General features: G+C 60.9%; 21 protein-coding genes. 10 read left to right on the top strand and 11 right to left on the bottom strand.

Translation table 11 applies throughout. The features are described 5' to 3' along the window. The first annotated feature begins 40 nt into the window (after positions 1-40). Together HDF09_RS01480 and HDF09_RS01485 are read left to right on the top strand one after the other, a co-directional pair. Positions 41-2539 (top strand): serine/threonine-protein kinase, encoded by a 2499-nt coding sequence (locus tag HDF09_RS01480; protein WP_183760571.1) that lies wholly within the window; start codon positions 41-43, stop codon positions 2537-2539. Between the two features lie 248 nt (positions 2540-2787). Then, positions 2788-3309 carry an isoprenylcysteine carboxyl methyltransferase family protein gene (locus tag HDF09_RS01485; RefSeq protein WP_183760573.1) on the top strand — a complete coding sequence of 174 codons (522 nt, stop codon included), beginning with the start codon at positions 2788-2790 and terminating at the stop codon, positions 3307-3309. A gap of 365 nt (positions 3310-3674) precedes the next feature. Here HDF09_RS01485 and HDF09_RS01490 read toward each other — a convergent pair whose 3' ends face one another. Continuing rightward, on the bottom strand, positions 3675-3983 hold the full coding sequence (locus tag HDF09_RS01490) for a helix-turn-helix transcriptional regulator (protein WP_183760575.1): 309 nt from the start codon (positions 3981-3983) through the stop codon (positions 3675-3677). 151 nt (positions 3984-4134) lie between these two features. Further along, entirely contained in the window at positions 4135-5064 is a 930-nt protein-coding gene (locus tag HDF09_RS01495) for a hypothetical protein (RefSeq protein WP_183760578.1), read from the bottom strand. A 557-nt stretch (positions 5065-5621) separates the two neighbouring features. On the opposite strand from HDF09_RS01495, the gene eno reads away from it, so the two are divergent. Both eno and HDF09_RS01505 read left to right on the top strand, forming a co-directional pair. After that, complete coding sequence (gene eno, locus HDF09_RS01500; protein WP_183760580.1) at positions 5622-6914, top strand: phosphopyruvate hydratase; 1293 nt, start codon at positions 5622-5624, stop codon at positions 6912-6914. A 213-nt stretch (positions 6915-7127) separates the two neighbouring features. After that, positions 7128-7826: an SIR2 family NAD-dependent protein deacylase gene (locus HDF09_RS01505; RefSeq protein ID WP_183760582.1), complete on the top strand. Its 699-nt coding sequence runs from the start codon at positions 7128-7130 to the stop codon at positions 7824-7826. Between the two features lie 310 nt (positions 7827-8136). On the opposite strand, the gene HDF09_RS01510 is transcribed toward HDF09_RS01505, so the two are convergent. The 3 genes from HDF09_RS01510 to HDF09_RS01520 form a co-directional block, all read right to left on the bottom strand. Next, positions 8137-8397 carry a hypothetical protein gene (locus tag HDF09_RS01510; protein WP_183760584.1) on the bottom strand — a complete coding sequence of 87 codons (261 nt, stop codon included), beginning with the start codon at positions 8395-8397 and terminating at the stop codon, positions 8137-8139. A gap of 174 nt (positions 8398-8571) precedes the next feature. After that, complete coding sequence (locus tag HDF09_RS01515; RefSeq protein WP_183760586.1) at positions 8572-8733, bottom strand: hypothetical protein; 162 nt, start codon at positions 8731-8733, stop codon at positions 8572-8574. A gap of 6 nt (positions 8734-8739) precedes the next feature. Continuing rightward, entirely contained in the window at positions 8740-9534 is a 795-nt protein-coding gene (locus HDF09_RS01520; protein ID WP_183760588.1) for a PP2C family protein-serine/threonine phosphatase, read from the bottom strand. 373 nt (positions 9535-9907) lie between these two features. On the opposite strand from HDF09_RS01520, the gene gpmI reads away from it, so the two are divergent. Next, entirely contained in the window at positions 9908-11530 is a 1623-nt protein-coding gene (gpmI, locus tag HDF09_RS01525) for a 2,3-bisphosphoglycerate-independent phosphoglycerate mutase (RefSeq protein ID WP_183760590.1), read from the top strand. Positions 11531-11687: 157 nt separating this feature from the next. On the opposite strand, the gene HDF09_RS01530 is transcribed toward gpmI, so the two are convergent. The 5 genes from HDF09_RS01530 to HDF09_RS01550 form a co-directional block, all read right to left on the bottom strand. After that, complete coding sequence (locus HDF09_RS01530) at positions 11688-12704, bottom strand: metallophosphoesterase (RefSeq protein WP_183760592.1); 1017 nt, start codon at positions 12702-12704, stop codon at positions 11688-11690. 135 nt (positions 12705-12839) lie between these two features. Beyond that, a complete protein-coding gene (gene recR, locus HDF09_RS01535; protein ID WP_183763072.1) occupies positions 12840-13418 on the bottom strand; it encodes a recombination mediator RecR in 579 nt (192 codons plus the stop codon). 45 nt (positions 13419-13463) lie between these two features. Next, positions 13464-13796, bottom strand: coding sequence for a YbaB/EbfC family nucleoid-associated protein (locus HDF09_RS01540; protein ID WP_183760594.1), 333 nt, complete (start codon positions 13794-13796; stop codon positions 13464-13466). Between the two features lie 24 nt (positions 13797-13820). After that, positions 13821-15875 carry a DNA polymerase III subunit gamma/tau gene (gene dnaX / locus HDF09_RS01545; RefSeq protein ID WP_183760596.1) on the bottom strand — a complete coding sequence of 685 codons (2055 nt, stop codon included), beginning with the start codon at positions 15873-15875 and terminating at the stop codon, positions 13821-13823. Between the two features lie 168 nt (positions 15876-16043). Then, positions 16044-16502 (bottom strand): SET domain-containing protein, encoded by a 459-nt coding sequence (locus HDF09_RS01550; RefSeq protein WP_183763086.1) that lies wholly within the window; start codon positions 16500-16502, stop codon positions 16044-16046. 112 nt (positions 16503-16614) lie between these two features. Between HDF09_RS01550 and HDF09_RS01555 the strand changes: the two genes are divergently transcribed. Together HDF09_RS01555 and HDF09_RS01560 are read left to right on the top strand one after the other, a co-directional pair. Next, positions 16615-17337, top strand: coding sequence for a tetratricopeptide repeat protein (locus HDF09_RS01555; protein ID WP_183760598.1), 723 nt, complete (start codon positions 16615-16617; stop codon positions 17335-17337). 94 nt (positions 17338-17431) lie between these two features. Next, positions 17432-17992: a DUF1569 domain-containing protein gene (locus tag HDF09_RS01560; protein ID WP_183760600.1), complete on the top strand. Its 561-nt coding sequence runs from the start codon at positions 17432-17434 to the stop codon at positions 17990-17992. Positions 17993-18037: 45 nt separating this feature from the next. Here HDF09_RS01560 and HDF09_RS01565 read toward each other — a convergent pair whose 3' ends face one another. Then, positions 18038-18478, bottom strand: coding sequence for a hypothetical protein (locus HDF09_RS01565; protein ID WP_183760603.1), 441 nt, complete (start codon positions 18476-18478; stop codon positions 18038-18040). 76 nt (positions 18479-18554) lie between these two features. On the opposite strand from HDF09_RS01565, the gene HDF09_RS01570 reads away from it, so the two are divergent. The 3 genes from HDF09_RS01570 (at position 18555) to HDF09_RS01580 (ending at position 21802) form a co-directional block, all read left to right on the top strand. Beyond that, the gene (locus HDF09_RS01570) at positions 18555-19877 is read left to right on the top strand and encodes a tetratricopeptide repeat protein (protein WP_260180858.1); all 1323 of its coding nucleotides are present in this window, start codon (positions 18555-18557) and stop codon (positions 19875-19877) included. 485 nt (positions 19878-20362) lie between these two features. After that, positions 20363-21397: an alpha/beta hydrolase fold domain-containing protein gene (locus tag HDF09_RS01575; RefSeq protein ID WP_183760605.1), complete on the top strand. Its 1035-nt coding sequence runs from the start codon at positions 20363-20365 to the stop codon at positions 21395-21397. 87 nt (positions 21398-21484) lie between these two features. Beyond that, positions 21485-21802 carry a PspC domain-containing protein gene (locus tag HDF09_RS01580; protein WP_183760607.1) on the top strand — a complete coding sequence of 106 codons (318 nt, stop codon included), beginning with the start codon at positions 21485-21487 and terminating at the stop codon, positions 21800-21802. Positions 21803-21810: the final 8 nt, after the last annotated feature.

A 21810-nucleotide genomic window follows, 5' to 3' on the forward strand; every position in this document is an offset into this window, starting at 1 on the left:
CTAAACCATCCACACCCTCGCCCCTTGCGATAATCAATCCATGAAGCGCCGCGAGATCAAGCAGTACGAGTTCGTCCGCAAGATAGGCACAGGCGGCAGCGGCGTCGTCTACCTCGCCAACGACACCCTCCTCCAGCGGCCCGTCGTGCTCAAACTCCTCAAGCGCGGCAACCTCACCATCGAGCAGATGCGCGCTACCCAGCTCCGCGAAGCCCGCCTCGCCTCCGCCATCGACCACCCCAACGTCTGCGCCATCTACGACGTCGGCGAAGCCCTCGAAGAGAACGGCAGCGGGGAAGAAGCCTACATCGTCATGCAGTACATCCCCGGCAAATCCCTCGACAAGCTCATCGCCGAAGGCCCCGCCAGCCTCCAGCTCGTCCTCTCCGCCGGCATTCAAACCGCCGATGGCCTCTCCGCCGCCCACAACCTCGGCATCTTCCACCGCGACCTCAAACCCGCCAACGTCATGCTCACCGACGGCGGCCTCATCAAGATCCTCGACTTCGGCCTCGCCCGCCGCCTCCGCCCCGACCAGACCGAGTTCGACCCCGGCGGCCCCGTCAACAAACGCACCCCCGTCGCCGGAGCCACCTACACCGCACGCGGCGGCACCATCGCCTACATGGCGCCCGAGCAGTTCGTCACCGGCCAGTCCAGCGTCCAGTCCGACATCTTCGCCCTCGGCCTCATCCTCTACGAGCTCGCCACCGGCCGCCACCCCTTCCACCGCCCCGACGCACCCGAGTTCCAGTCCATCCGCGCCATCCAGTTCGCCGACCCGCCCTCCATCCGCGACATCGCCCCCGACCTCCCCGTCGAGCTCGAGTCCGTCATCCTCCGCTGCCTCGAAAAACAACCCTCCGCCCGCTTCGGCTCCGCAGCCGAGGTCCGCGACGCCCTCAAGACCATCATGCGAGCCATGCAGCTCGACTCCGTCCTCCTCCCCGGCGACAACATCTCTCTCCGTCCCAATCAGGCCCGCCTCCCCCTCGACACCCCCGACGAAGAAAAACGCACCACCGGCATCCTCTCCATGCTCGCCGAGCGATTCCGCGAGTCCGGCACCTCCTCCACCAGCAACCAAAACAGCATCGTCGTCCTCCCCTTCGTCAACTTCGGCCCCGCCGACGTCGCCCCCCTCTACGGTTACGCCCTCGCCGACGCCATCGCCACCCGCCTCACCCGCATGTCCTCCCTCGTCGTCCGCCCCTCCAGCTCCTTCATGAACATCCCCACCCAGCAGCTCGACCCCCTCAGCATTGGCAAAAAACTCCTCGTCAACTACGTCCTCGCAGGCAACTTCCTCCGATCCGACAAAGGCTTCGACCTCAACTGGCAGCTCCTCGACGTCCCCAACCAGAGCGTCCGCGCCGGCGGCTCCATCAACGTAGCCTCCTTCGACCTCGTCTCCGTCCAGTCCGAGATCTGCAACGAAGTATTCAGTACCCTTCAGGGCTTCGGCGATCTCGCTCCCCACGAGACCAATCGCACCGCCTCGCTCTCCGCCCCCTCCCTCAACCAGGCCCTCTCCGAGCAGTACCTCCAGGCCCGCGCCGTCCTCTCCTCCTTCATGAACCGCACCGGCAGCCGCGACGACCTCAACCGCGCCTGCGAGCTCTTCACCTCGGTGGTCAGTCAGGATGAAAAATACTCCCCCGCCTGGTCCGGCCTCGGCGTCACCCATCTCCAGTACGTCCGCCACGGCCTCGGCGGCCAGATGCACGTCCTCGAAGCCCGTCGCGCCTTCGACAAGGCCCTCCAGCTAGACCCCGGCTCCGTCGAAGCCAACCTCTACCGCGTCTACATGCTCCTCTCCCGCGGCGAAAAAGAGTCCGCCCGCCACGGCATCGAAAACCTCCTCCAGACCGCCGGCAATGACTGGAACGTCCGCCTGGTCGCCGGTCAGACCCTCCGCATCGACGGCATGTACGACGAGGCCCTCGAGCAGTTCAACGCCTCTCTCCGCATGAACCCCTCGAACGCCGCCATGATCTACAACCATCGCGCCCGCGTCTACCAGTATCAAAACCAGATGGAGCTGGCCGCCGACGAGATCGAAAAGGGTCTCACCCTCGAACCCCGCCAGCCGCTCCTCAGAATCTCCCTCGGCTACCAGCAGATGCGCACCGGCGACCTCCCCAAAGCCATCGAGACGCTCGAAAAAGTCATCCGCGACGACACCTCTCTCCGCATCGTCTTTCCCACCATCGCCCTCTGCTACGTCCAGCTGGGCGAACGCCAAAAGGCCGCCACCTTCATCGTCGACGAGACTCTCTCCGCCGCCGAAGCCGACAGCGAGATGGCCTATCGCCTGGCCACCTACTTTGCCCTCGAAGGCGACGAGTCCGAAGCTCTCCACTGGCTGCGCCGCGCCATCTATCTCGGCAACGAAAACTATCCCTGGTTCAGCATCAACCCAGCCTGGCGCAAGCTAAAGGGCCACGTCGACTTCGAGCGAATCCTAGAAGACCTCAAAAAATCCTACCGCCGCAACCAGAAAAACTGGAAGCGCCTCTTGGCCCAGGTCCGCAACTGACAAGCACCTGGCAAGCAACAAGCAAGCATTGAGCCGTATCTGGCGCCGAAGGCGCGTCAGCCTCGATGGCAGATCGCGCCGTGCGCGCACCACGCCCTTGCTTTTGCCGTTGCCTTTCTTGCATTCTGAGCGCAGCAAAAACCCCGCATTTGCGTCTCTGTTCATGCGCCGGACGACAGACTCACTTACATTGACGTGGTCCAAATCCGCGATCAGTTCGCAGACACAAATCAAGCATCCTTATAGACATGAAACCCGCAGCCCTGGCCTTCGTCGCCTTCGTCTTCCTCTTTCGTCTCGCAACTCTGGCGATCTCAATCCGCCACGAGCGCGCTCTCAGAAAAGACGGCGCCATCGAGTACGGCGTGCTCAACTCGAAGATTCTCACCGTCGCCTACACCAGCTACCTCATCGCTGCGGCGATCGAAGGAGTGATCCGCAACGCCCCCTTCGACATCCTCTCTGGCATCGGATTCGTACTCTACGCCATCAGCGTCATCGCCCTACTCGCAGTCATCCACCTTCTCGGTCGCTTCTGGACGGTCAAACTCCTCATCGCCCCAGATCACTCTCTCGTGCTTCATCCCTTCTTCCGTCTGATTCGCCACCCAAATTATTTTCTCAACGCGATCCCGGAACTGGTAGGTATCGCCCTGGTGCTTCACGCCTACGACACGCTCGTGATCGGTCTTCCCCCAGTCCTCCTCCTCTTCGCCAATCGCATCCGCCAAGAGGAGCGCGCCATGAAAGCAACCTTCGCAGCCTATTGATTGAGTCAGGAACGGTTTGCTCGTCCGCTCGACGACTCGTCATCCTGACTGCAGCCGCGTGCTCTTGTCCGCTCATGATTCGTCATCTCGGTCTAAGTCTTGCAGTCTCATCTCCCTCAGGATTCGTCATCTCGACCGAAGTCGCGCAGTCTCATCGCGACGCAGTGGAGGGACCCCCGTATTTCGTCTTTCTCTTCACGATCGCCCAGACACCACATAGCAATGCGGACCTGCGACAGCTCATCGTCAGCCTATCCACATCGACAAAGAAAAATGCTCCGCCAGGAGCCTTGCTAAAGCAAACCCAAACGCTCAGCAGGCCAGAGATAGCTCTCAAGTGAGCGCAATCCCGCCTTGAGAACCCACTAACCCTTCGCCGCAATCGGAGCCGCTTTGACCGTTGGAGCCGCAAGGGCAACCGAAGCGGCTTTGGGTGCGGTCACACCCAGATAGCCATCGACCGTCGCTACCGAGATCCCGAGGTTTGAAGCAATCTGAGAGAGCGCCTGTCCCTGCTGCTTCAGCTGGTGAACCTGCGCAGCCTGCGATAGTTTCACCGTGTCGCCGATTGCCGAAACGGGTTTATGAACGACCTCCGTCGGGGTTGATTCAGCGGGAGAGGGAGGAGCAACCGTCGATTGAGACGATAAAGAGCCAGAGATAGAAACAGCCATAGAATGTCCTTTCTTACACAAAAGGTAAGATCGGCAGGCCAGTTGAAGAACATCTCTTTGTGTTGCAGAACGACACAGAAATACCAGCATTCGCGAGACATCTGACGCCCTCGCACGCGCGCTGCTACGATACGAAACGTACTGCCGCAAACTACTGCGTAGCGCCCGCCACGCCCACCCCACCAGTAGTTAAGCTGCTAACCGGCGACCCACTCAACGGAGTCAAAATCATAGGCGTAGTCAGACTGAACACCAGCAGCTCATCCTTAGGCAGCGTAGCCTGACGATCCTGTTTCAGCCACATCACCGTACTTACCCCCGCGCCGATTCCCGCGCCAACCACAGCTCCAACGCCGCCGCCAACCAACGCGCCCGTCGCAGCACCCGCTCCAGTCACGCCGCCCACAATCGCAAGCGTCTCCTTCGCATGATCCTTCCGCTTCAACGTCCCTTCGTTATCCACGTTGAACTCGCTCTTGCCCGTATCGACCAACTGAGCATGAACAATATAGTGCGTTCCATCCGGCAGCGTAACGTCGCTGGTCTCCAGATGCAGCAGCGCCGCACCCGTAATCCGCCGTCCGCCGCGAACCTCCGTCACTCGCCCCTCAAGAACCGAACCAACGGGAATGATCACTCGTCCATTCCTCTCGATAGCCTCCGTAACGGTCGCCGAAAATCTGCTGCCCGCAACCGTCTTATCCGTAGCCAGCGTCTCTTTGATCTGCGTCTTCAGCAGAGTCCCTTCCCGCAGCGTCCCATTACGCTCCGGCACACTCGTCACAACCATCGCATCCGGATCGTTCGGATCATCCGCCGAAGCTTCAGCCGTCATCATGTTCGAACCCGCAACCGTCGCGCCCCGGTAGGGAACATAAGGCCCATACGCCGTGGCAGGCGACGCAGGCGCAACCACCGCGGGCACATCAGCACTCGGCTTCGCGATCGGCGTCTGCTGCACCGTATCGTCTGTACTCGAGATCACAGCAGAGTCAGGATGCGAGACTCCTGTCATAGCACTCTGAGAGAACGCGGGCGCAGCAGCAAGAACGAGAGCGGCGGTAGTGATGTGCATCTTCATGGCGATACCTCGGTGAAAATTCTCGGTGAAAATTCTTAGACCAGCTAGAGCGCCGAATTCTTCAGCACTCGTATCACTCCAAAGAATAAAACTCCCAACGCTTCTAGGGAACAAATTCCTTACACCGGAATCGACCCTGCTAATAAGCCCTTCAACGCTCATTCTCAATCTCCGACCCGCGTCGTTTCCGACGAAACTCTGAGCGGAGTCAAAGTATAAGCAAAGAGGCCTGTTCTTCCCTACCTAATACTTAGTCTGTCATTTCGACCGAAGCGTAGCGAAGTGGAAAAACCTGCTTTTCTCCAACCCGCCTAGACTCTTCATTTCCCCACCTCAATAATTCATCCTCTTGTAGTCGCGACCGAAAGCGCTACTCCCATCCCTTTGCTAAAATCCGACAGGTGAGCCCATCCGACGCAAAGCTGGTGCAATCGATCACCCTCGCGGGTGGCAGCGCCCTCCCGGTCGACCGCCGGCCAAAGTTAAACGAACGGTTGAACCATCGCATCGTAGCCCAACATTCCGCAACACCAAGCCAATCACAGTTCAGGAGCAACATGACCGAGATCGTCTCTATCCACGCACGCGAAATTCTGGACTCCCGCGGTAATCCCACCGTCGAGGCCGACGTCCTCCTCGACAGCGGAGCCAAAGGCCGCGCCGCCGTTCCCAGTGGAGCCTCCACCGGCGAGCACGAAGCCGTAGAACTCCGCGACGGAGACAAAGAGCACTACCTCGGTAAAGGCGTCCTCCAGGCCGTCGAAAACGTCGAAACCATCCTCGGCCCCGAACTCACCGGCATGGACGCCAGCAACCAGCGCCTCATCGACGCCACCATGATCAACATCGACGGCACCGAGAACAAATCCAAAGTCGGAGCCAACGCCATCCTCGCCGTCTCCATGGCCGTAGCCCGCGCCTCTGCCGAAGCCCTCAAGCTCCCCCTCTACCGCTACCTTGGCGGAGTCAACGCCTGCCTCCTCCCCACGCCCATGATGAACATCCTCAACGGCGGCTCCCACGCCGACTCCAACGTCGACTTCCAGGAGTTCATGGTCATGCCCACCGGCGCCGAAACCTTCTCCGACGCCCTCCGCTGGGGCACCGAGGTCTTCCACACCCTCAAAGGCGTCCTCAAAAAGAAGGGATACAACACCGCCGTAGGCGACGAAGGCGGCTTCGCCCCCTCGCTCAAATCCAACGACGAAGCCCTAGACCTCATCCTCGAAGCCATCCAGCTCGCCGGCTACACCCCAGGCGAAGACATCTCCATCGCCCTCGACCCCGCCTCCAGCGAGTTCTTTGATAAAGAGACAGCCAAATACGTCTTCAAGAAATCCGACAAGCGCAGTCTCTCCTCCGAAGAGATGACCGCCTTCTGGGAGAACTGGGTCAACAAATATCCCATCATCTCCATCGAAGACGGCCTCGCCGAAGACGACTGGACAGGCTGGGCGCACCTCACCAAAGTCCTCGGCGACAAGGTCCAGCTCGTAGGCGACGATCTCTTCGTCACCAACACCCAGCGTCTCCAGCAGGGCATCGAGCAAAAAGTAGCCAACTCCATCCTCATCAAGGTCAACCAGATTGGCACTGTCACCGAAACCCTCGAAGCCATCGAGCTCGCCCGTCGCTTCGGCTACACCAGCATCATCAGCCACCGCTCTGGCGAAACCGAAGACACCTTCATCGCCGACCTCGCCGTAGGCACAGGCGCAGGCCAGATCAAGACCGGCTCCGCCTCCCGCACCGATCGCATCGCCAAGTACAACCAGCTCCTTCGCATCGAAGAAGAGCTAGGCCAGTCCGCCGAATTCCTCGGCATCGAGTCTGTCAACTTTGGCGAATAAAACTGTCCTGCCGGACGGGCCGCCTGCGCGGCGCGCGGTCACTTCGTGACGGGTATACCGGTCTCGGCAGTACAATCATCCCGGTCCTCCCGTTGGTCGGAATCATCTTCCTTCGCGACCAACGGGAGCGCCAACCGAAGGGGTACACAAGTCACGAAGTGACCGCGCGCCGCGCAGGCGGCCCGTCCGGCAGGACACAAGCATCTCAAAACCATGCGCCTTACCGAACAAGATCACCTCTTCGTCCTAACCGGAGCAGGCATCTCCGCCGAGAGCGGCCTGGCCACCTTCCGCGGCTCCGGCGGCCTCTGGAACGGCTACCGCGTCGAGCAGGTAGCCACCCCCGAAGCCTGGGCCGCCGACCCCGCCCTCGTCTGGCACTTCTACTCCCAGCGCCGCCGCAACGCCTCCTCCGCTCAACCCAACGCCGCCCACCTCGCCCTGGCCAAAATCGAGCAGCATCTAGGCGACCGCTTCTACCTCTGCACCCAAAACGTCGACGAGCTCCACGAGCGCGCCGGCTCCCAGCGTATCCACCACATGCACGGCAACCTCTTCCAATCCCGCTGCACCCGCTGCAACCAGCCCTTCCCCGACACCGCCCTCTACGAAACCGCCACCACCCTCCCCCAATGCGATCGCTGCCAGGCCCCCATCCGCCCGCACATCGTCTGGTTCGGCGAGATCCCGCTAGACATGGACACCATCTACCGCAAGCTAAACGAAGCAACAGTCCTCGTGGTAGTAGGCACCTCCGGCTCCGTCTATCCCGCTGCCGGTCTGGTCCACATCGCCAACCAGCAGCGCACCCACACCATCTACCTCGGCCCCGAAGCACCACTCAACCACGAAGCCTTCGACGAGATCCTCCTCGGCACCGCCACCGAACTCCTCCCCACCCTGGTCCCATAGAAAAGGCGCCGAAGGCGCGTCAGCCTCTTGTGGCAGATTCGCGCCCCGCGCAGCGGACCCGTCCGGCAGGACAAGCCGTAACCCCAAAAACCTGTCAAGCCCCCAATCGCCCCAAACCCGCGCCAACACAGGAGATTCGCGTGGCGTATTCACCCCACCCAATCCGCTAAAATAGAAGCAGAAGCAAAAAAGGGAGCCCGGCGCAAGCCGGGTTCTTCCATTTAAACCCGAAACTTAACCCGGAAACCATACCAAGGACACCACAAGGTCCAGACCTATGCCGTTTCTTTCGAAGACTTTGCACACATTTCTACCCGGTGGGGGAGGGAACACAATGCACCACGCAATCACCAAGCACGCAGTCATCACCACAAACAACATCCAACCCAAGCGCTACCAATGCCGCCACATCTTCACCGACGGCCATCGCTGCGGCAGCCCATGCCTCCGCGGCGAAGAGCTCTGCTACTACCACCACACCACCCGCAAGCCCGTCACCGGAGCCCGCCGCCGCCGCTCCCGCCGCTCCGCCTTCGATCTGCCCCTGCCCGAGGATCGCTCCGCCATTCAATCCTCCATCGGCCAGGTTCTCCAGCGCATAGCCTCCAACGACCTCGACTCCCGCCGCGCAGGACTCCTGCTCTACGGCCTCCAGATCGCAAGCCTCAACCTGCCCCGCGAAGCCTCACCCGCACCCGCAGCCGACACCGTTGAAGAGCTCATCCTCGACCCAGCCTTAGGTCCGCTAGCTCCACGCGCCGAGGCCGGACAGACCAACTCCCGTCGCAGCCCAGTCGCCGCTCTCCTCGAACAACTCGCCATTGGCGAAGAAGACGAAGAAGCCCTGCAATCGATCCTCCCCGCAGTCCAGGCCTCCGCCGAACTCCAACCAGTCCCATCGAACCACCGCACCCTAACCAGCCGTGCCATGCCTCACCAGCGCAAGCGCAGTCAGATCCTCGTCCTCCTGCCGATGTCCAAAGGGATTCAGCCTGCTGTACCAGGGAACCTGCTTGAACTCCTCAGCCGCCTTCAACGCCGCCAGGCAAAGCTCCGTCGCCGACTGCGTCGCAAACCCGGGCGCCGCGTCCTGCATAAGCGGAATCAGTCGCTCCACACCAAAGTGAGTCCGTCCATGCCGCGTCTCCATCACGCCCTTGGTCACCAGCAGCAGCTTCGCTCCCGGCTCAAACGCCTGCATCGCAGGCTCATGCGTCAGGTGCGTAAACAAACCCAGCGGCACCGACGCGCTCGTCAGAATTCGCGCACCCTCCGAATCATGAAACACAGCCGTCAGCCCACCCGCGTTCACATAGGCAAGAATGCCAAGCGCAAGATCGTAGCAACCCAGAAACGTAGGCGCAAAGCGAACCCCCTTCGCAGCCCGGATCAACTCATGGTTCACCGCCTGTGCCAGCTGAGCCGTAGCATCCATCACGTTCGTGCCCGCCGGCCCCAGCAGCTCCGCAGCGCTCCCGCGAAAGATCCTCTGAACCTCGGACGCAATCGGTTGCGTCGCCTCCTTGGTCCCGGCAATATCGGTCAGCAGAAAGATCACATGCGTGCCCAGGTCCACCGCATCGAAGAAGTCTCCACCCGTCCGCACCGAGTGATACTCCGCGTGCAGATCAACACCCTGCAGCCCCTCGAGCTCCATTCGCCGGGGACTTCGGCCCGTCGCTGCCAAATCCGGTTCAGACGACTTCATCGCATATCCACCCAACTAAACGTCTCCGCGATTGTAACCCCGCGCGTTACCCACAGCCCCACCCGAAAGAGCTGTCATTTCACGGTGCACCCCAAGAGCTGTCATTTCGATAAGCACGAACAAAGATCTGTCCTTTCGAATTTAGAACAAAGATCTGTCCTTTCGATTTAGTACAAGGATCTGTCATTTCGATTTAGTACAAGGATCTGTCATTTCGACCGGAGCGGGACGGCTCTTTGTCCCGCGCAGTGGAGAAACCCGCTGTTCGCCGCTGCCGGTTCAAACGCCGATCCCTCGAATCCACATCAAGCTTTGTTGATATCCTGACCACGAGCCTCGAACCCACAACCATCCGCGAGAGACAAAGCCCATCATGCCCAAAGCACCTGTAGTCCTCACCATCCTCGACGGATGGGGTTACCGCGCCGAGACCCACGGCAACGCCATCGCCCAGGCCCGCAAGCCCACCTACGACGCGCTCCTCCGCGACTACCCCAACACCCTCCTCCGCGCCAGCGAACACTTCGTCGGCCTCCCCGACGGCCAGATGGGCAACAGCGAAGTAGGCCATCTCAACCTCGGCGCAGGCCGCATCGTCCGCATGGACATGACCCGCATCGACACCGCCATCCTCGACGGCAGCCTCTACACCGACCCCACGCTCGTCCGCGCCTACGAACTAGCCGGTCAGAAGGGAAGAGCACTCCACCTCATCGGCCTCCTCTCCGACGGCGGCGTCCACTCCCACCAGCGCCACCTCGACGCCCTCATCCGCATGGCCGCCCGGCACAAGCTCACCCGCGTCTTCATCCACGCCTTCATGGACGGCCGCGACACCATGCCCACCAGCGGCCTCGGCTACCTCGAACTCCTCCAGCAGACCCTCCGCGAAGCCGGCACCGGCCACATCGCCTCCGTCAGCGGCCGCTACTACGCCATGGACCGCGACTGCCGCTGGGAGAAGGAGCACCAGGCCTTCGACGCCCTAGTCACCGGCCACCCCGAAGGCGGCACCTACGCCGACCCCATCGCCCGAATCAAAGAGCTCTACAACAACGACATCACCGACGAGTTCATCCCGCCCTTCACCTGCATCGACGCCGAAGGCACCCCCATCGCCCTCATCCGTGACGAAGACGTCATCATCAACTTCAACTACCGCGCCGACCGCGTCCGCCAGATCACCCGCGTCCTCACCCGCAAGTCCGGCCTCACCGCCGACCCCGTCGGCAGCCAGGGCCATCAGCTCCCCAAGGCCGCCGAACTCGACGCCGAGATCCCCCTCGACCTCATCCCCTCCAAACTCCACTACGTCTGCATGACCCAGTACGACAAAAACTTCAAACTCCCCATCGTCATCCCCGCCGAATCGATGGACAATCTCCTCGCCAACCTCATGGCCCAGGCCAACCTCCGCAACCTCCGCGTTGCCGAGACCGAAAAGTACGCCCACGTCACCTACTTCTTCAACGGCGGCATCGAAAAGCCCTTCCCCGGCGAAGATCGCGCCCTCATCGACTCACAAAAAGTAGCCACCTACGACCTCGCCCCCGAGATGTCCGCGGCAGGCATAGCCGACGCAGTCGTAAAGGCCGTCAACGACACCGCCTTCGACGTCATCATCGTCAACTTCGCCAACGCCGACATGGTCGGCCACTCCGGCATGATGGAACCCACCATCCGCGCCGTAGAAACCGTAGACACGCAACTAGGCCGCATCTATCAAGCCATCAAACAACGCGGCGGCTCGCTCCTGGTCACAGCAGACCACGGCAACGCCGAGATGCTCATCGACCCCGCCACCGGCGGCCCCCACACCGCCCACACCACCAACCCCGTCCCCTTCCTCTACATCACCGAAGAAGGCAACAAGCCAGCCCTGCGCGAAGGTGGCAGCCTGCGCGACATCTCCCCCACCATCCTGTCGCTGCTGAACGTAGACCAACCCAACCAGATGACCGGCGGCAACCTCCGCACAAAACCCAATACCGAATAAGAATTTTTCATCCGACCAAAGGGAGGACCAGCATCGTTCCCCAACCACAACAAGGTATACAAGTCACGAAGTGACCGCCTCCCGCGCAGGGAGCCCGTCCGGCAGGACAAAATCTTTCGCAGTGAAGACAGTGACGAAGCGAAGCGCCGGGAGGCGTTTAAGCGAAGTTAGTAACCGTGCCATCCAGCTTCTTAGTAAAGGCGTGGATCACTCGCCCCTTCTCATCCAGATGCCTCAACGTAAGCATCTCCGGCGTAACCTCCAGATCGCTGAACCCATATACCCGCGCCGCATAAGGCCCACGCTGAGCCTCATCGATGACGAGCGGATAGAGATCCGCCCCACCGCCACCAGACAAAACAAACGAAGTAGGATGCCCCTCAAACTCCAGGTGCTGCATATCGTGGTCATGCCCGGCCAGGTACATATGAGCCTTATGCTTCCGCAGAAGCGGCTCCCAGTCCCGCACCAGCACCTTATGATCCCCATGCGGCCCATTCGAAAAGATCGGATGATGCCCCATCACCACCAGAAACGGAGTACTCCGAGGCTTCTCCAACTCCGCCGCCAGCCACGCCAACTGCTCAGCCTGCTGCGTTGGAGTCAACGTAAAGTTCACGCCCTTCGTCGGCAATCCACTCGCGAAAGGCATATTGCTATCCAGCGCAATCACCGTCATCAAAGGCTTCTTCACCGGAAACTCGAAGCTGTACCAGAGAGAAGGCATCGTCCACCGCGTCCCGCCCGCCTTCGCATACTCCAGCTCCGCCGCAACCTTGCTCATTGGCATCGTCTGATAGTCATGGTTGCCAGGAATCGCATACGCCGGGCAATCGAACACACTCTTCGGATACATCTCCTCGAACTGCCTCTGCCACCGCGGGTCCTTCACACCACCCGGCAGAGGCCCATACCAGTTGTCACCCAGCATCAGCAGCCCCTCGGTCTTGAACCCCTGCGCCCCCACATAAGCCTGCATCGCAGTGGCCACGCGGCTCTGAGCCTGGAAGTCCTCATAACCCCAATCCCCCACCATCAACAACCGCGATCCACCCGGGGACCGCGCAGGCTTCGAACCAGCAAAAGAAGGCAGACTCCCAAGCCCAGCTAACGCACTAAAAGCAAAACTCTGTCGAAGAAAGCCGCGGCGGGACAGCGTGTTATTCAAAGTCATCCTGTTTTTATAACACCGCCTTGTTACACAGTGTTGACGAGCCATTCAGCGATTCTTAATCTTGGGAAGCGACGAAGAAGGCGAGTCCACTCAAGAAGCCGAGTCCACTCAAGCAGATCGTCTCAGCTTCAGCAGCTAAAACTCACGCCGCCCTTCCATCGCTCGTGTCATCGTCACCTCATCGGCGTATTCGATATCGCTCCCCGCCGGCACACCCGTCGCGATCCGTGTCACCTTCACATCGCCCTTCGCCTTGCGCAACTCCAGGGCAAGATATCCAGCAGTCGCCTCGCCCTCGGTAGTCGGTGAAGTTGCGAGGATCACCTCATCCACCTCCAGCAGACGAGTCAGCAGATTCGCAATCCGCAACTGCTCCGGCCCCACCCCGCCAATCGGCGAGAGCGTCCCATGCAACACGTGATACACCCCGTGATAACTCCGCGTCTTCTCAATCGTCGCAATATTGGTCGGCTCTTCGACCACACAAACCACCCGCTGATTTCGCACCGGATTCGTGCAATATCCACAAGGATCGACGTCGGTAATGTTGTTGCACACCGAGCAAAGCCGCAGATGCAGCTTCAGCTCCCTGATCGCCGTCGACAACGCCTCGGCATCCTCCGCGGAGGAGCGCAGCACATGAAACGCCAGTCGCTGTGCGCTCTTGGAGCCAATTCCAGGCAGCTTCCTCAACTCCTCGATCAGCCGCGACATCGGCTCCGCAAAACGATTAGGCGCTGCATGGAACGAACCAGCCACTTAGCTCAACCCCGGCAGATCCGGCAGGCCCAGCCCACCCATCATCCCGGCCACACTCGACTTCATCGCCTCATCTGCCCGCCGCCCGGCCTCATTCACTGCCGCGGCAATCAGATCCTCCAGCAACTCCAGATCGCTCGCCGAACTTCCCATCGCAGTCGGCTCAATCTTCACCCGCAGGACTTCCTTCTTCCCATTCATCCGCACCGTCACCACTCCTCCGCCGCTCGAAGCCTCCACCACCATTGCAGCGAGCTTCTTCTCCACCTGCTCCTGCATCAACTTCGCCTGCCCCATCATCTCTTTCATCTTGCCCAGATCAGAAAAATCCATCCTCACCCCCAACGCTGTATCGTGCTAATCGTTATCCCGCAGATCGATTACATTCCGAACCTCAGCATTGAACAACGTCTGCGCCCTCTGCACAATTGGATGCTCCAAGGCCTTTGCCTGGACGCTTCCGCTCTTCGCCGCCCTCGGCTTTTTTGCACTGGCTGCGCTCTTCACGCCCGGCAGCAGCACCAGCTTCAACGCTCCAGCGCCCGCATCTCGCAGCGCAGCCCTTGTCAGCTTCTCTGCCTCCGCATTGATCACCATCGGCAGCATCGTCTTTGAGAGCTCCGTCTGCACCCGAATCTCGTTCTCCGTCACGGACCACTCTGCATCCGCCAGAGCATCCGCCGGCGTCGCCTGATTCTTAGCGGCCGACAAAGCATCAACAGCCACCCTCTGCAGCTCCTCCGCCGAGTGTAACGAAGTTGGTTGCATATCAGAGCTGCTCGCACTCCCGGCAGTCTCCGGCCTCTCAACCGCCGTCTCAATCGGCTTCTCCACCACCGGCAAAGCCGCAACTGCCAAACCTTCTGTCGCCAGCGCAGCTCCAATCGAATCGCAGTCAGTCAGCACCATCTCCGCAGGAGTCGCCACGGGAGCCGGCGTCGCTTCTGCCGCAGGTACAGGCATCGGCGCCGCGATCGGCACAACGAGAGCAGCAACAGGCACAATTGCAATCGGCGCAGCCGCTATCGCCTTCTCGTCAAACCGATTTCTACTCTGGTCTTTTTCAAACGGAGAAAACGCCGGTCTGGCACTCGCCACCGTTGCGCTCGTCTCCAACACTCGCGCCGTCGCAGCTCCACTCACCGGACTTCGAGAAGGCGTCGAAGCCGTGCTCACCGTCCTCGCCGTCGCCACACCCGGGCCAGGCCGCGAGCCGCCGCCAACAGGGAACTGACTCAACACCTCTTCAATCGGCAACAGCCGCCGCAGATGCACCAGCTTCAGCAATCCCAGCTCGAAGTGAAACCGCTGCTCCTGCCGGTATCCCAGCTCATCGAACGTCCTCAGCATCACCTGCAAAAATCGCGTCAGCTCTTCTTCGCTGAACAACGCAGCCGACCGCCCCGCGCGCCGTTGTTCATCGGCCGAGACCTGCAGCAGCTCTCCCGCCACTCCATCCGCTCCGGCCCCATCCACGCCGATACCCGCAATCTTCGCGATCACAGCATTCCGCAGATACCTGACAAACTGCCGCGCCAACTGCGCCGGAGAGTTTCCCGCATCCAACAGTTGGTTCGCAACCGTAATCACCTCGGCGCTGCGATTTCCATCCACCGCCTCAAGTATCCGCTCAAAGACCGCATTCGGAACCGTCCCCATCAGCTCCCGAATCTGCCCCGCATCCAGCCGCGGCCGCCCATCTTCCACCGGCGCGCTCGCTATCGCCTGATCCATAATCGACAGCGCATCGCGCATCGACCCATCGCCAGCCTCGGCCAGCAGGCTCAGCGCAGACTCATCCGCATCCACGCCCTCCCGCTCTGCAATGCCGCGCAGCTCGCCCAGAATGTCCACCAGCTTCACCGCATGAAAGCTGAAGTGCTGACACCGCGACCGCACCGTCTGCGGAATATCCTCCGGCTGCGTCGTCGCCATCATAAAGACGATATGATCCGGCGGCTCCTCCAGCGTCTTCAACAGCGCATTAAACGCCGCATCCGTAATCTGGTGAGCCTCATCCAAAATGTAAATCTTGTACTTATCCCGAGCCGGCCGATACCGCGCCGCATCCCGCAGCTCGCGAATCTCATCGATCCCGCGATTGGTTGCCGCGTCGATCTCAATCACATCGACCGCATTGCCCGCTCTGATCTCCGTGCAACTCTCGCAGACCTCGCACGGCTCTGCCGTAGGCCGCACCGCCGACCCAATCGCATTCCGGCAGTTCAGCGCCATCGCCAGAATGCGCGCAATCGTCGTCTTTCCAATGCCGCGATGTCCGCTGAAGATATATCCATGCGCGATGCGACCCTGCGTCAGCGCATTCATCAGCGTCACGGTCACGTGGTCCTGTCCCGCAACATCTGCGAAACGCTGGGGCCGGTATTTCCTAGCAAGTACCTGATATGCCATATAGAAAAGGTAGGGAAGTCACAACTGTCGCGACCGATCCGCAGCCTCTATTGTATCGCCCATCGCCAGCCCACTTATCCTCTGCGACGAAAGGCGCTGAAGGCGCGTCAGCCTCGATGGCAGATCGCCGTGCGCGCAGCACGCCTTTAGCTTTTTGTAGCTTCAAAACTAACGCCCAGCCTTAGCCAAAGCCCGAGCCTTCCGCGCCCGCCGCTTCACCTCAGCCTCGCTGAACATCGTCCCCCGGCACTTCGTCGCTCCGCAGTAGCAGTTTTGCTCGTCATCGTCACTGTCGTAGAGGTTGTACTCATAGGTCAGCTCCTCCCCGGCAGCGATATCCCGAATCGCAACAACAAACACCCTGCCATCGACATTCTCCGACTCGCAGTTCGGATCGCACGAGTGATTGATAAACATAGCCGTCCCAAATCCGTCGATCACCAATCCATTCTCCCCACAGCTGAACAGGTAGGTGATATCCCGGTCCTGGTATCTATCGTCCGCCTCGTCTTTGGTAAACCGCGGCCCGTCATACTCGCAGACCCGCTTCCCCCTTTTTATCGCCCGAGTGGTATAGCAGCCCGCTGCATGAATCGACGAAGAACGAATAATCAGCCCATCAACCATAGTCAAAGAAGTTCCATCTAAATAAAATAGTGGCAGGGAAATAGGCCAGGTGAGCTGACTATAACAAACCACCTCGCAACATCGTCCAAGTACCGAACGAGATCTGCACCTTATGGCAACCGGTCCGAAAATTCGCGCATTGCTCGCTGCGTTCTTCCTCTCCGTAGCTTGCCACGCACAGACCACGCCTGCGCAAAATCCACCCCCGCCATGCCCAGCCCCAGGCCAGAACACATCCCAACCCGCCGCGCCATGCTCCCCGCCTCCATCGGCAAAGAAGCCCTCAGTCGCCGAGCAGTTCCCCTTTCCCGGCAGCCCCGCGAAGCCGTCCACCTCTGCAACACCCCCGCCCGAATCCCCCAGCTCCACCACAACACCTTCCTCCGCTGCAGAGCAGCATCCCTTCCCCACAGCCCCCGCCCCCAGGCTTCCAGGCGACGACTCCAGCAGTAGCAGCAGCTCCGACTCCAGCACCCCAGACCCAGACGCCGTTCCCGACACAGACTTGCCGAAGCCAGGCACCGAAGGCAGCTCCGTCCACCGCAAGCTCCCCAAGGTCAAACGCGTTCAGACCGACGACGAGCGCGTCGACGAAGACCTCAAGGTCGCAAAGTTCTACATGCGCGACGACAACCTTCCCGGCGCCTATCTTCGCGCCCAGGACGCCGTCAAAATCCAGCCCGACTACTCAGCCGCTCACTACGCCCTCGCCGAGATCGCGCAAAAGATGAAGAAGAAAGACGAAGCCATCGCCGAGTTCCAGACTTACCTGAAGCTCGATCCCGATGGCGAAAACGCGAAACAAGCCCATAAGGCGTTGGATCAACTAAAGTAGTTGCCACCTGTAGTCCTCTGCCAGACCATCGCCCCGCACCCCCGCAGAGAACACTAGCCGCCACGTCTCTAACCGGTGTAACGTGATTCTGCTTATGAACTCAACCCTCCATCGCCTCCAGCGCGAGATAGCCTTCTCCCTCGACGGACTCGACGCCGTTCAAACGCAGCTCCAGCCACCCTCGCGTCCTCACAAGTGGACCATCCAGCAGATCATGGAGCATCTCCTCCTCAGCTACTCCGGCACCGAGCTGGCTCTCAACGCCCGCCTCGCCAAACGAGCCCCCACCCGCGCAAAACCCAGCATCCCCCAGCATCTCGGCCAATACACCCTCATCCGTCTCGGCTACTTCCCGCACGGCCGCAAGGCCCCGCCCATGGTAACGCCGGCTCCCACGTCCCATCCTCTCTGCGGCGAAGATCTCACCACCGCCGCCGCCGAACATCTGGCTCACCTCGATGTGCTCTGCGGCGAAGCCGAAGAACTCTTCGGAACCACCTGCAAATTTGCGAGCCACGCAGTCCTCGGTCCGCTCAATGTAAACCAATGGCGAAAGTTCCAGCTCATTCACGGCGAGCATCACCTCAAGCAGATCCTCGCCATCCGCAAAGCCCACAGTCTTTCGCCCATCGAGCAACCAACTCACCAGGCATAAGAAGGATGTCGTTCAGAGATCTGCCAGACCGGTAAGATCTGCGGCCTACTCTTCCAACCGGCCTGCCGCAGCCTCAGCCGTCTCTTCCTCCAGATCATCCTCGACCCGCAGATAACGCCGCATATATCGAAGCGGCTCTTCGGCAGCCGCCATCTCTTTCAGGTGATACAGCCACGCATCCTCCCGCGCGCTCCGTCGCGTGTACCCCTTGCGCTGCACCGTCCCAATCGACCCATCCTTCATTCTGCGTGTAAACGACTGCATCGGAACCTGGAAGGTCATCAGCTCTCCCGGCTTCCAGAACGTCGACGCAAACTCATGCGAGAACAGCAGCGCATAATAACGACGCTCCGCCGCCAGCATCTCCACCGCATGCCGCGCGCTCTGCCAAGGCAAACCAAGCTTCCCCACATACCATCTACGAAACTCGAACCCGTTGGTGCGCGCCTGCCCGACCAGTAACTGAAGCAACTCAACCCGTGTCATATGCCCGTTCCACAGCAAAGAAGAATACCGGCATCGTAGCCGGTTCCGGTGCCCACAGGGTACAGTCTGCGGTGTTATGCGTCCAACTCCGTGTACGCTATCAGAGAAGTTTCCGGAATCAGAGTCTGCATCCCAGGCTGCCAACCTCAAACGCTTCGCCGTCCAGGCCCGGAGAAGAACCATAAAACGCAGCGTCAAAACTCTCAGCCTCCTCCTCGCCCTCGCGCTGGCTGCTCCCTCCAACTCGCAGTCTTACAACCCTGCCGCCCACACCGACCCCGTCAACCTCACCCCCCAGGTTCGCGACGCCTTCGAGCACTTCTACGACCTCGACTACGAAGGTGCTCTCTCCCGCTTCGAGGCCGTCCAGCGCGCCAACCCGCAAAGCGTCATCGCCATCGGCAACATCCTGCTCACCCTCGTCTTCCGCGAACTCTATCGTCAGGACTTGCTCGATACCACCTACTACGCCCACGACTCCTTTCTCACCTCCAAGCGCAATGTTCCCGTCCCCCCGCCCATCCGTGACCGCATCGAATCTCTCACCAACTCCGCCGTCGCCCTCGCCGACCAGCAGATCAAATCCAATCCCAACGACGCCAACGCCTACTTCGCCCGCGGATACGCCCGCGGCATGCACGCCGCCTTCATCACGCTCGTCGATCACAGCTACGTCGCCGCAGCCCGTCAGGGCCTGGCCTCGCGCAACGACAGCGAAGCCACCCTCAGGATCGACCCCGACTACGCCGACGCCAAGATGGCCATGGGCATCCAGCAGTTTGCCGTCGCCAGCCTCCCTCGCCTCGTCCGCATGCTCGTAGGCATCGCCGGCGTAGGAGGCAACAAAGAAAAAGGCCTCGACCTCCTTCGCGAGTCCGCCGCCCACGGCATCGTCACACCCATCGAGTCCCGCACCGCGCTCTCGCTCTTCCTGCGCCACGACGCCCGCTACGTCGAAGCCATCGTCGTCCAGAAGGGCCTCGCCGACCAGTATCCCCACGACTATCTCTTCCGCCTCGAGGTCGCCAACCTCACCAAAGACTCCGGCAACGGCCCCGCCGCCATCGCGCTCTACAACGCCATCCTCGACGACGCAAAGAAACCCGGCTACTTCATCGAACCCCGCCTCCACATGACCTATTTCGGCCTCGCCGACACCCAGCGCGGCCAGAACCAGATCGCCGACGCCGCCCAGAACTACCTCAAGGCCGCCGCCCAACCCACCTGCAGCGACTGGATTCGCCGGCGCGCCCAACTCAACGCCGGCGAGATGTTCGACCTCCTCCACAAACGCGACGAAGCCACCAAACAGTACGAGCTAGCCTCATCCGGAGGCGGCGACCAATCCCAATCCGACGCAGCCCACCGCTACCTGAAGACCCCCTACACCGGCAAGTAGCTCGGAAAGCCTACGTACATGGTAATGAAGCGATCTGCCGTAATTGATGGTTCAACTCTCCGAACTCTTCTATTGTTAGGATCAATCACGCTCCTGACAAGCTGTCACTGTGCCCAACCTTCAATTCTTAGCACTGCATCTTCGCCGAGTGGTAAACGAACGCTCACTTACAGCATGAACACATGTACAAGGACTAACGGATCTCCGATCTTCGACGTGACTGTTGACGGCAGCGGTCAAACAAACACTTTGTTTGAGACAAACAACTCGAACCACCATCTCAAAATCGCATGGCTTTCAGAGAGTGAAGTACTAATCGACTGCAGTGCATGTGACTTGAGCAGTTCAGACGTGCATTTCTTTCGAACACAGGGAAGTGGTGTAACAATGAAGTACGCTGGCGTCCCGCTCGATGAACGACACCGTCGTTAGGACGTGTAGGGATCGTCGACCATAACCAAAAGACTGCTAGCCTAAACGTATCTATGCGAAGCCATCGCCCTCTTGCCGCCACCCTCCTTGCCCTTACCACCACCCTCTCCGCCCAGCAGCCCCCGCAAACCAACACCAGCGTCCTCGACGCCAACGGCACCGCCCACATCACCCGCGTCATTCCCGTCCCCACCACCATCAGCCCCGAGGCCCAAGCCTCCCTACGCCGCCCCGCCGGAGCCGAAGACCAAACCCTCGCCGAGCGCCGCACCGCCATCGACGCCTGGCAGACCAGCGCAGGCGAAACATCCCGCAAAGCCTACCCCGTCAAGATCGAATCCCTCACCATCGCCAACGTCCCCGTCCGCAACGTCCTCCCCCTCGAAGACGTACATCCCGACCACGTCCTCATCAACGTCCACGGCGGCGGCTTCAACTCCGACTCCGGCTCCTTCACCGAGTCCATCCCCATCGCCAACCTCACCCACACCCGTGTCGTCTCCGTCCTCTACCGCCTCGCCCCCGAGCACCCCTTTCCCGCCGCCGTCGACGACACCATCGCCGTCTACCGCGACCTCCTCAAGACCTACAAGCCCGCCCACATCGCCCTCTACGGCACCTCCGCCGGAGCCATCCTCACTGCCGAAGTAGCCGTCCGTCTCAAGCAGCTCAACCTCCCCCTCCCCGCCGCGCTCGGCATCTTCTCCGGCATGGGCGACTTCAGCCAGAACGGCGACTCCTGGTCCATGTACGCCCTCCGCGGCCTCACCGGCAGTCTCCCAGTCGCAGGCACCCAGCCCCGCAGCACCGAGTACACCGGCACCACCAACCCCAAAGATCCCGTCCTCTCGCCCCTCTACGCCGACCTCCACGGCATGCCTCCGACACTCTTCATCACCAGCGGCCGCGACATCCTGCTCAGCGGCACCGGCATCCTGCACCGCGCCTTCCTCCGCAGCGGAGACGACGCCCGCCTCATCGTCTTCGAAGCCCTCCCTCACGCCTTCTGGAACGACATCAGCCTCCCCGAGACCAAAGAAGCTTACGGCTACATGGCCGACTTCTTCTCCCAGCAGCTGAACCGCTAACCGTCGGGCCAAACTGAACCATCAGCACAATCTTTGCGTATTCAACCACGAGAGCATATGGCAAAATAGAAGCTCTCGGAGACACTTATGTTCTGCTCCCACTGTGGCAATCAAGTCGATCCCTCCTCCCGCTTCTGTCCGGCATGCGGAGCCCCCGCTGCCCCTGCCGCCGCTCCCCCGATGGGCTACTATCCGTCCACCACACAACTCACCCGCCCGCGCACCAACCGCATGATCGCCGGCGTCTGCGCAGGCTTCGCCATTCACTATGGCTGGGACCTCAACCTCGTCCGCGTCCTCACCGCGCTCATGATCGTCCTCACCGGCGTAGGCGCCATCGCCTACATCGCCGCCTGGGTCATCATCCCCGAAGCCCCCTACGCGCTTCCCGTAAAGAGCACCTAAGTTTTGCC

It is taken from the genome of Edaphobacter lichenicola, from assembly GCF_014201315.1.
GTDB lineage: Bacteria > Acidobacteriota > Terriglobia > Terriglobales > Acidobacteriaceae > Edaphobacter > Edaphobacter lichenicola_B.

What these genes read in the sequence shown, in the direction of transcription:
- HDF09_RS01480 (WP_183760571.1), top strand. Translation starts at nt 41, where the DNA reads ATGAAGCGCCGCGAGATCAAGCAGTACGAGTTCGTCCGCAAGATAGGC.
- HDF09_RS01485 (WP_183760573.1), top strand. Translation starts at nt 2,788, where the DNA reads ATGAAACCCGCAGCCCTGGCCTTCGTCGCCTTCGTCTTCCTCTTTCGT.
- HDF09_RS01490 (WP_183760575.1), bottom strand. Translation starts at nt 3,983, where the DNA reads ATGGCTGTTTCTATCTCTGGCTCTTTATCGTCTCAATCGACGGTTGCT.
- HDF09_RS01495 (WP_183760578.1), bottom strand. Translation starts at nt 5,064, where the DNA reads ATGAAGATGCACATCACTACCGCCGCTCTCGTTCTTGCTGCTGCGCCC.
- eno (WP_183760580.1), top strand. Translation starts at nt 5,622, where the DNA reads ATGACCGAGATCGTCTCTATCCACGCACGCGAAATTCTGGACTCCCGC.
- HDF09_RS01505 (WP_183760582.1), top strand. Translation starts at nt 7,128, where the DNA reads ATGCGCCTTACCGAACAAGATCACCTCTTCGTCCTAACCGGAGCAGGC.
- HDF09_RS01520 (WP_183760588.1), bottom strand. Translation starts at nt 9,534, where the DNA reads ATGAAGTCGTCTGAACCGGATTTGGCAGCGACGGGCCGAAGTCCCCGG.
- gpmI (WP_183760590.1), top strand. Translation starts at nt 9,908, where the DNA reads ATGCCCAAAGCACCTGTAGTCCTCACCATCCTCGACGGATGGGGTTAC.
- HDF09_RS01530 (WP_183760592.1), bottom strand. Translation starts at nt 12,704, where the DNA reads ATGACTTTGAATAACACGCTGTCCCGCCGCGGCTTTCTTCGACAGAGT.
- recR (WP_183763072.1), bottom strand. Translation starts at nt 13,418, where the DNA reads ATGTCGCGGCTGATCGAGGAGTTGAGGAAGCTGCCTGGAATTGGCTCC.
- HDF09_RS01540 (WP_183760594.1), bottom strand. Translation starts at nt 13,796, where the DNA reads ATGGATTTTTCTGATCTGGGCAAGATGAAAGAGATGATGGGGCAGGCG.
- dnaX (WP_183760596.1), bottom strand. Translation starts at nt 15,875, where the DNA reads ATGGCATATCAGGTACTTGCTAGGAAATACCGGCCCCAGCGTTTCGCA.
- HDF09_RS01550 (WP_183763086.1), bottom strand. Translation starts at nt 16,502, where the DNA reads ATGGTTGATGGGCTGATTATTCGTTCTTCGTCGATTCATGCAGCGGGC.
- HDF09_RS01555 (WP_183760598.1), top strand. Translation starts at nt 16,615, where the DNA reads ATGGCAACCGGTCCGAAAATTCGCGCATTGCTCGCTGCGTTCTTCCTC.
- HDF09_RS01560 (WP_183760600.1), top strand. Translation starts at nt 17,432, where the DNA reads ATGAACTCAACCCTCCATCGCCTCCAGCGCGAGATAGCCTTCTCCCTC.
- HDF09_RS01565 (WP_183760603.1), bottom strand. Translation starts at nt 18,478, where the DNA reads ATGACACGGGTTGAGTTGCTTCAGTTACTGGTCGGGCAGGCGCGCACC.
- HDF09_RS01570 (WP_260180858.1), top strand. Translation starts at nt 18,555, where the DNA reads ATGCGTCCAACTCCGTGTACGCTATCAGAGAAGTTTCCGGAATCAGAG.
- HDF09_RS01575 (WP_183760605.1), top strand. Translation starts at nt 20,363, where the DNA reads ATGCGAAGCCATCGCCCTCTTGCCGCCACCCTCCTTGCCCTTACCACC.
- HDF09_RS01580 (WP_183760607.1), top strand. Translation starts at nt 21,485, where the DNA reads ATGTTCTGCTCCCACTGTGGCAATCAAGTCGATCCCTCCTCCCGCTTC.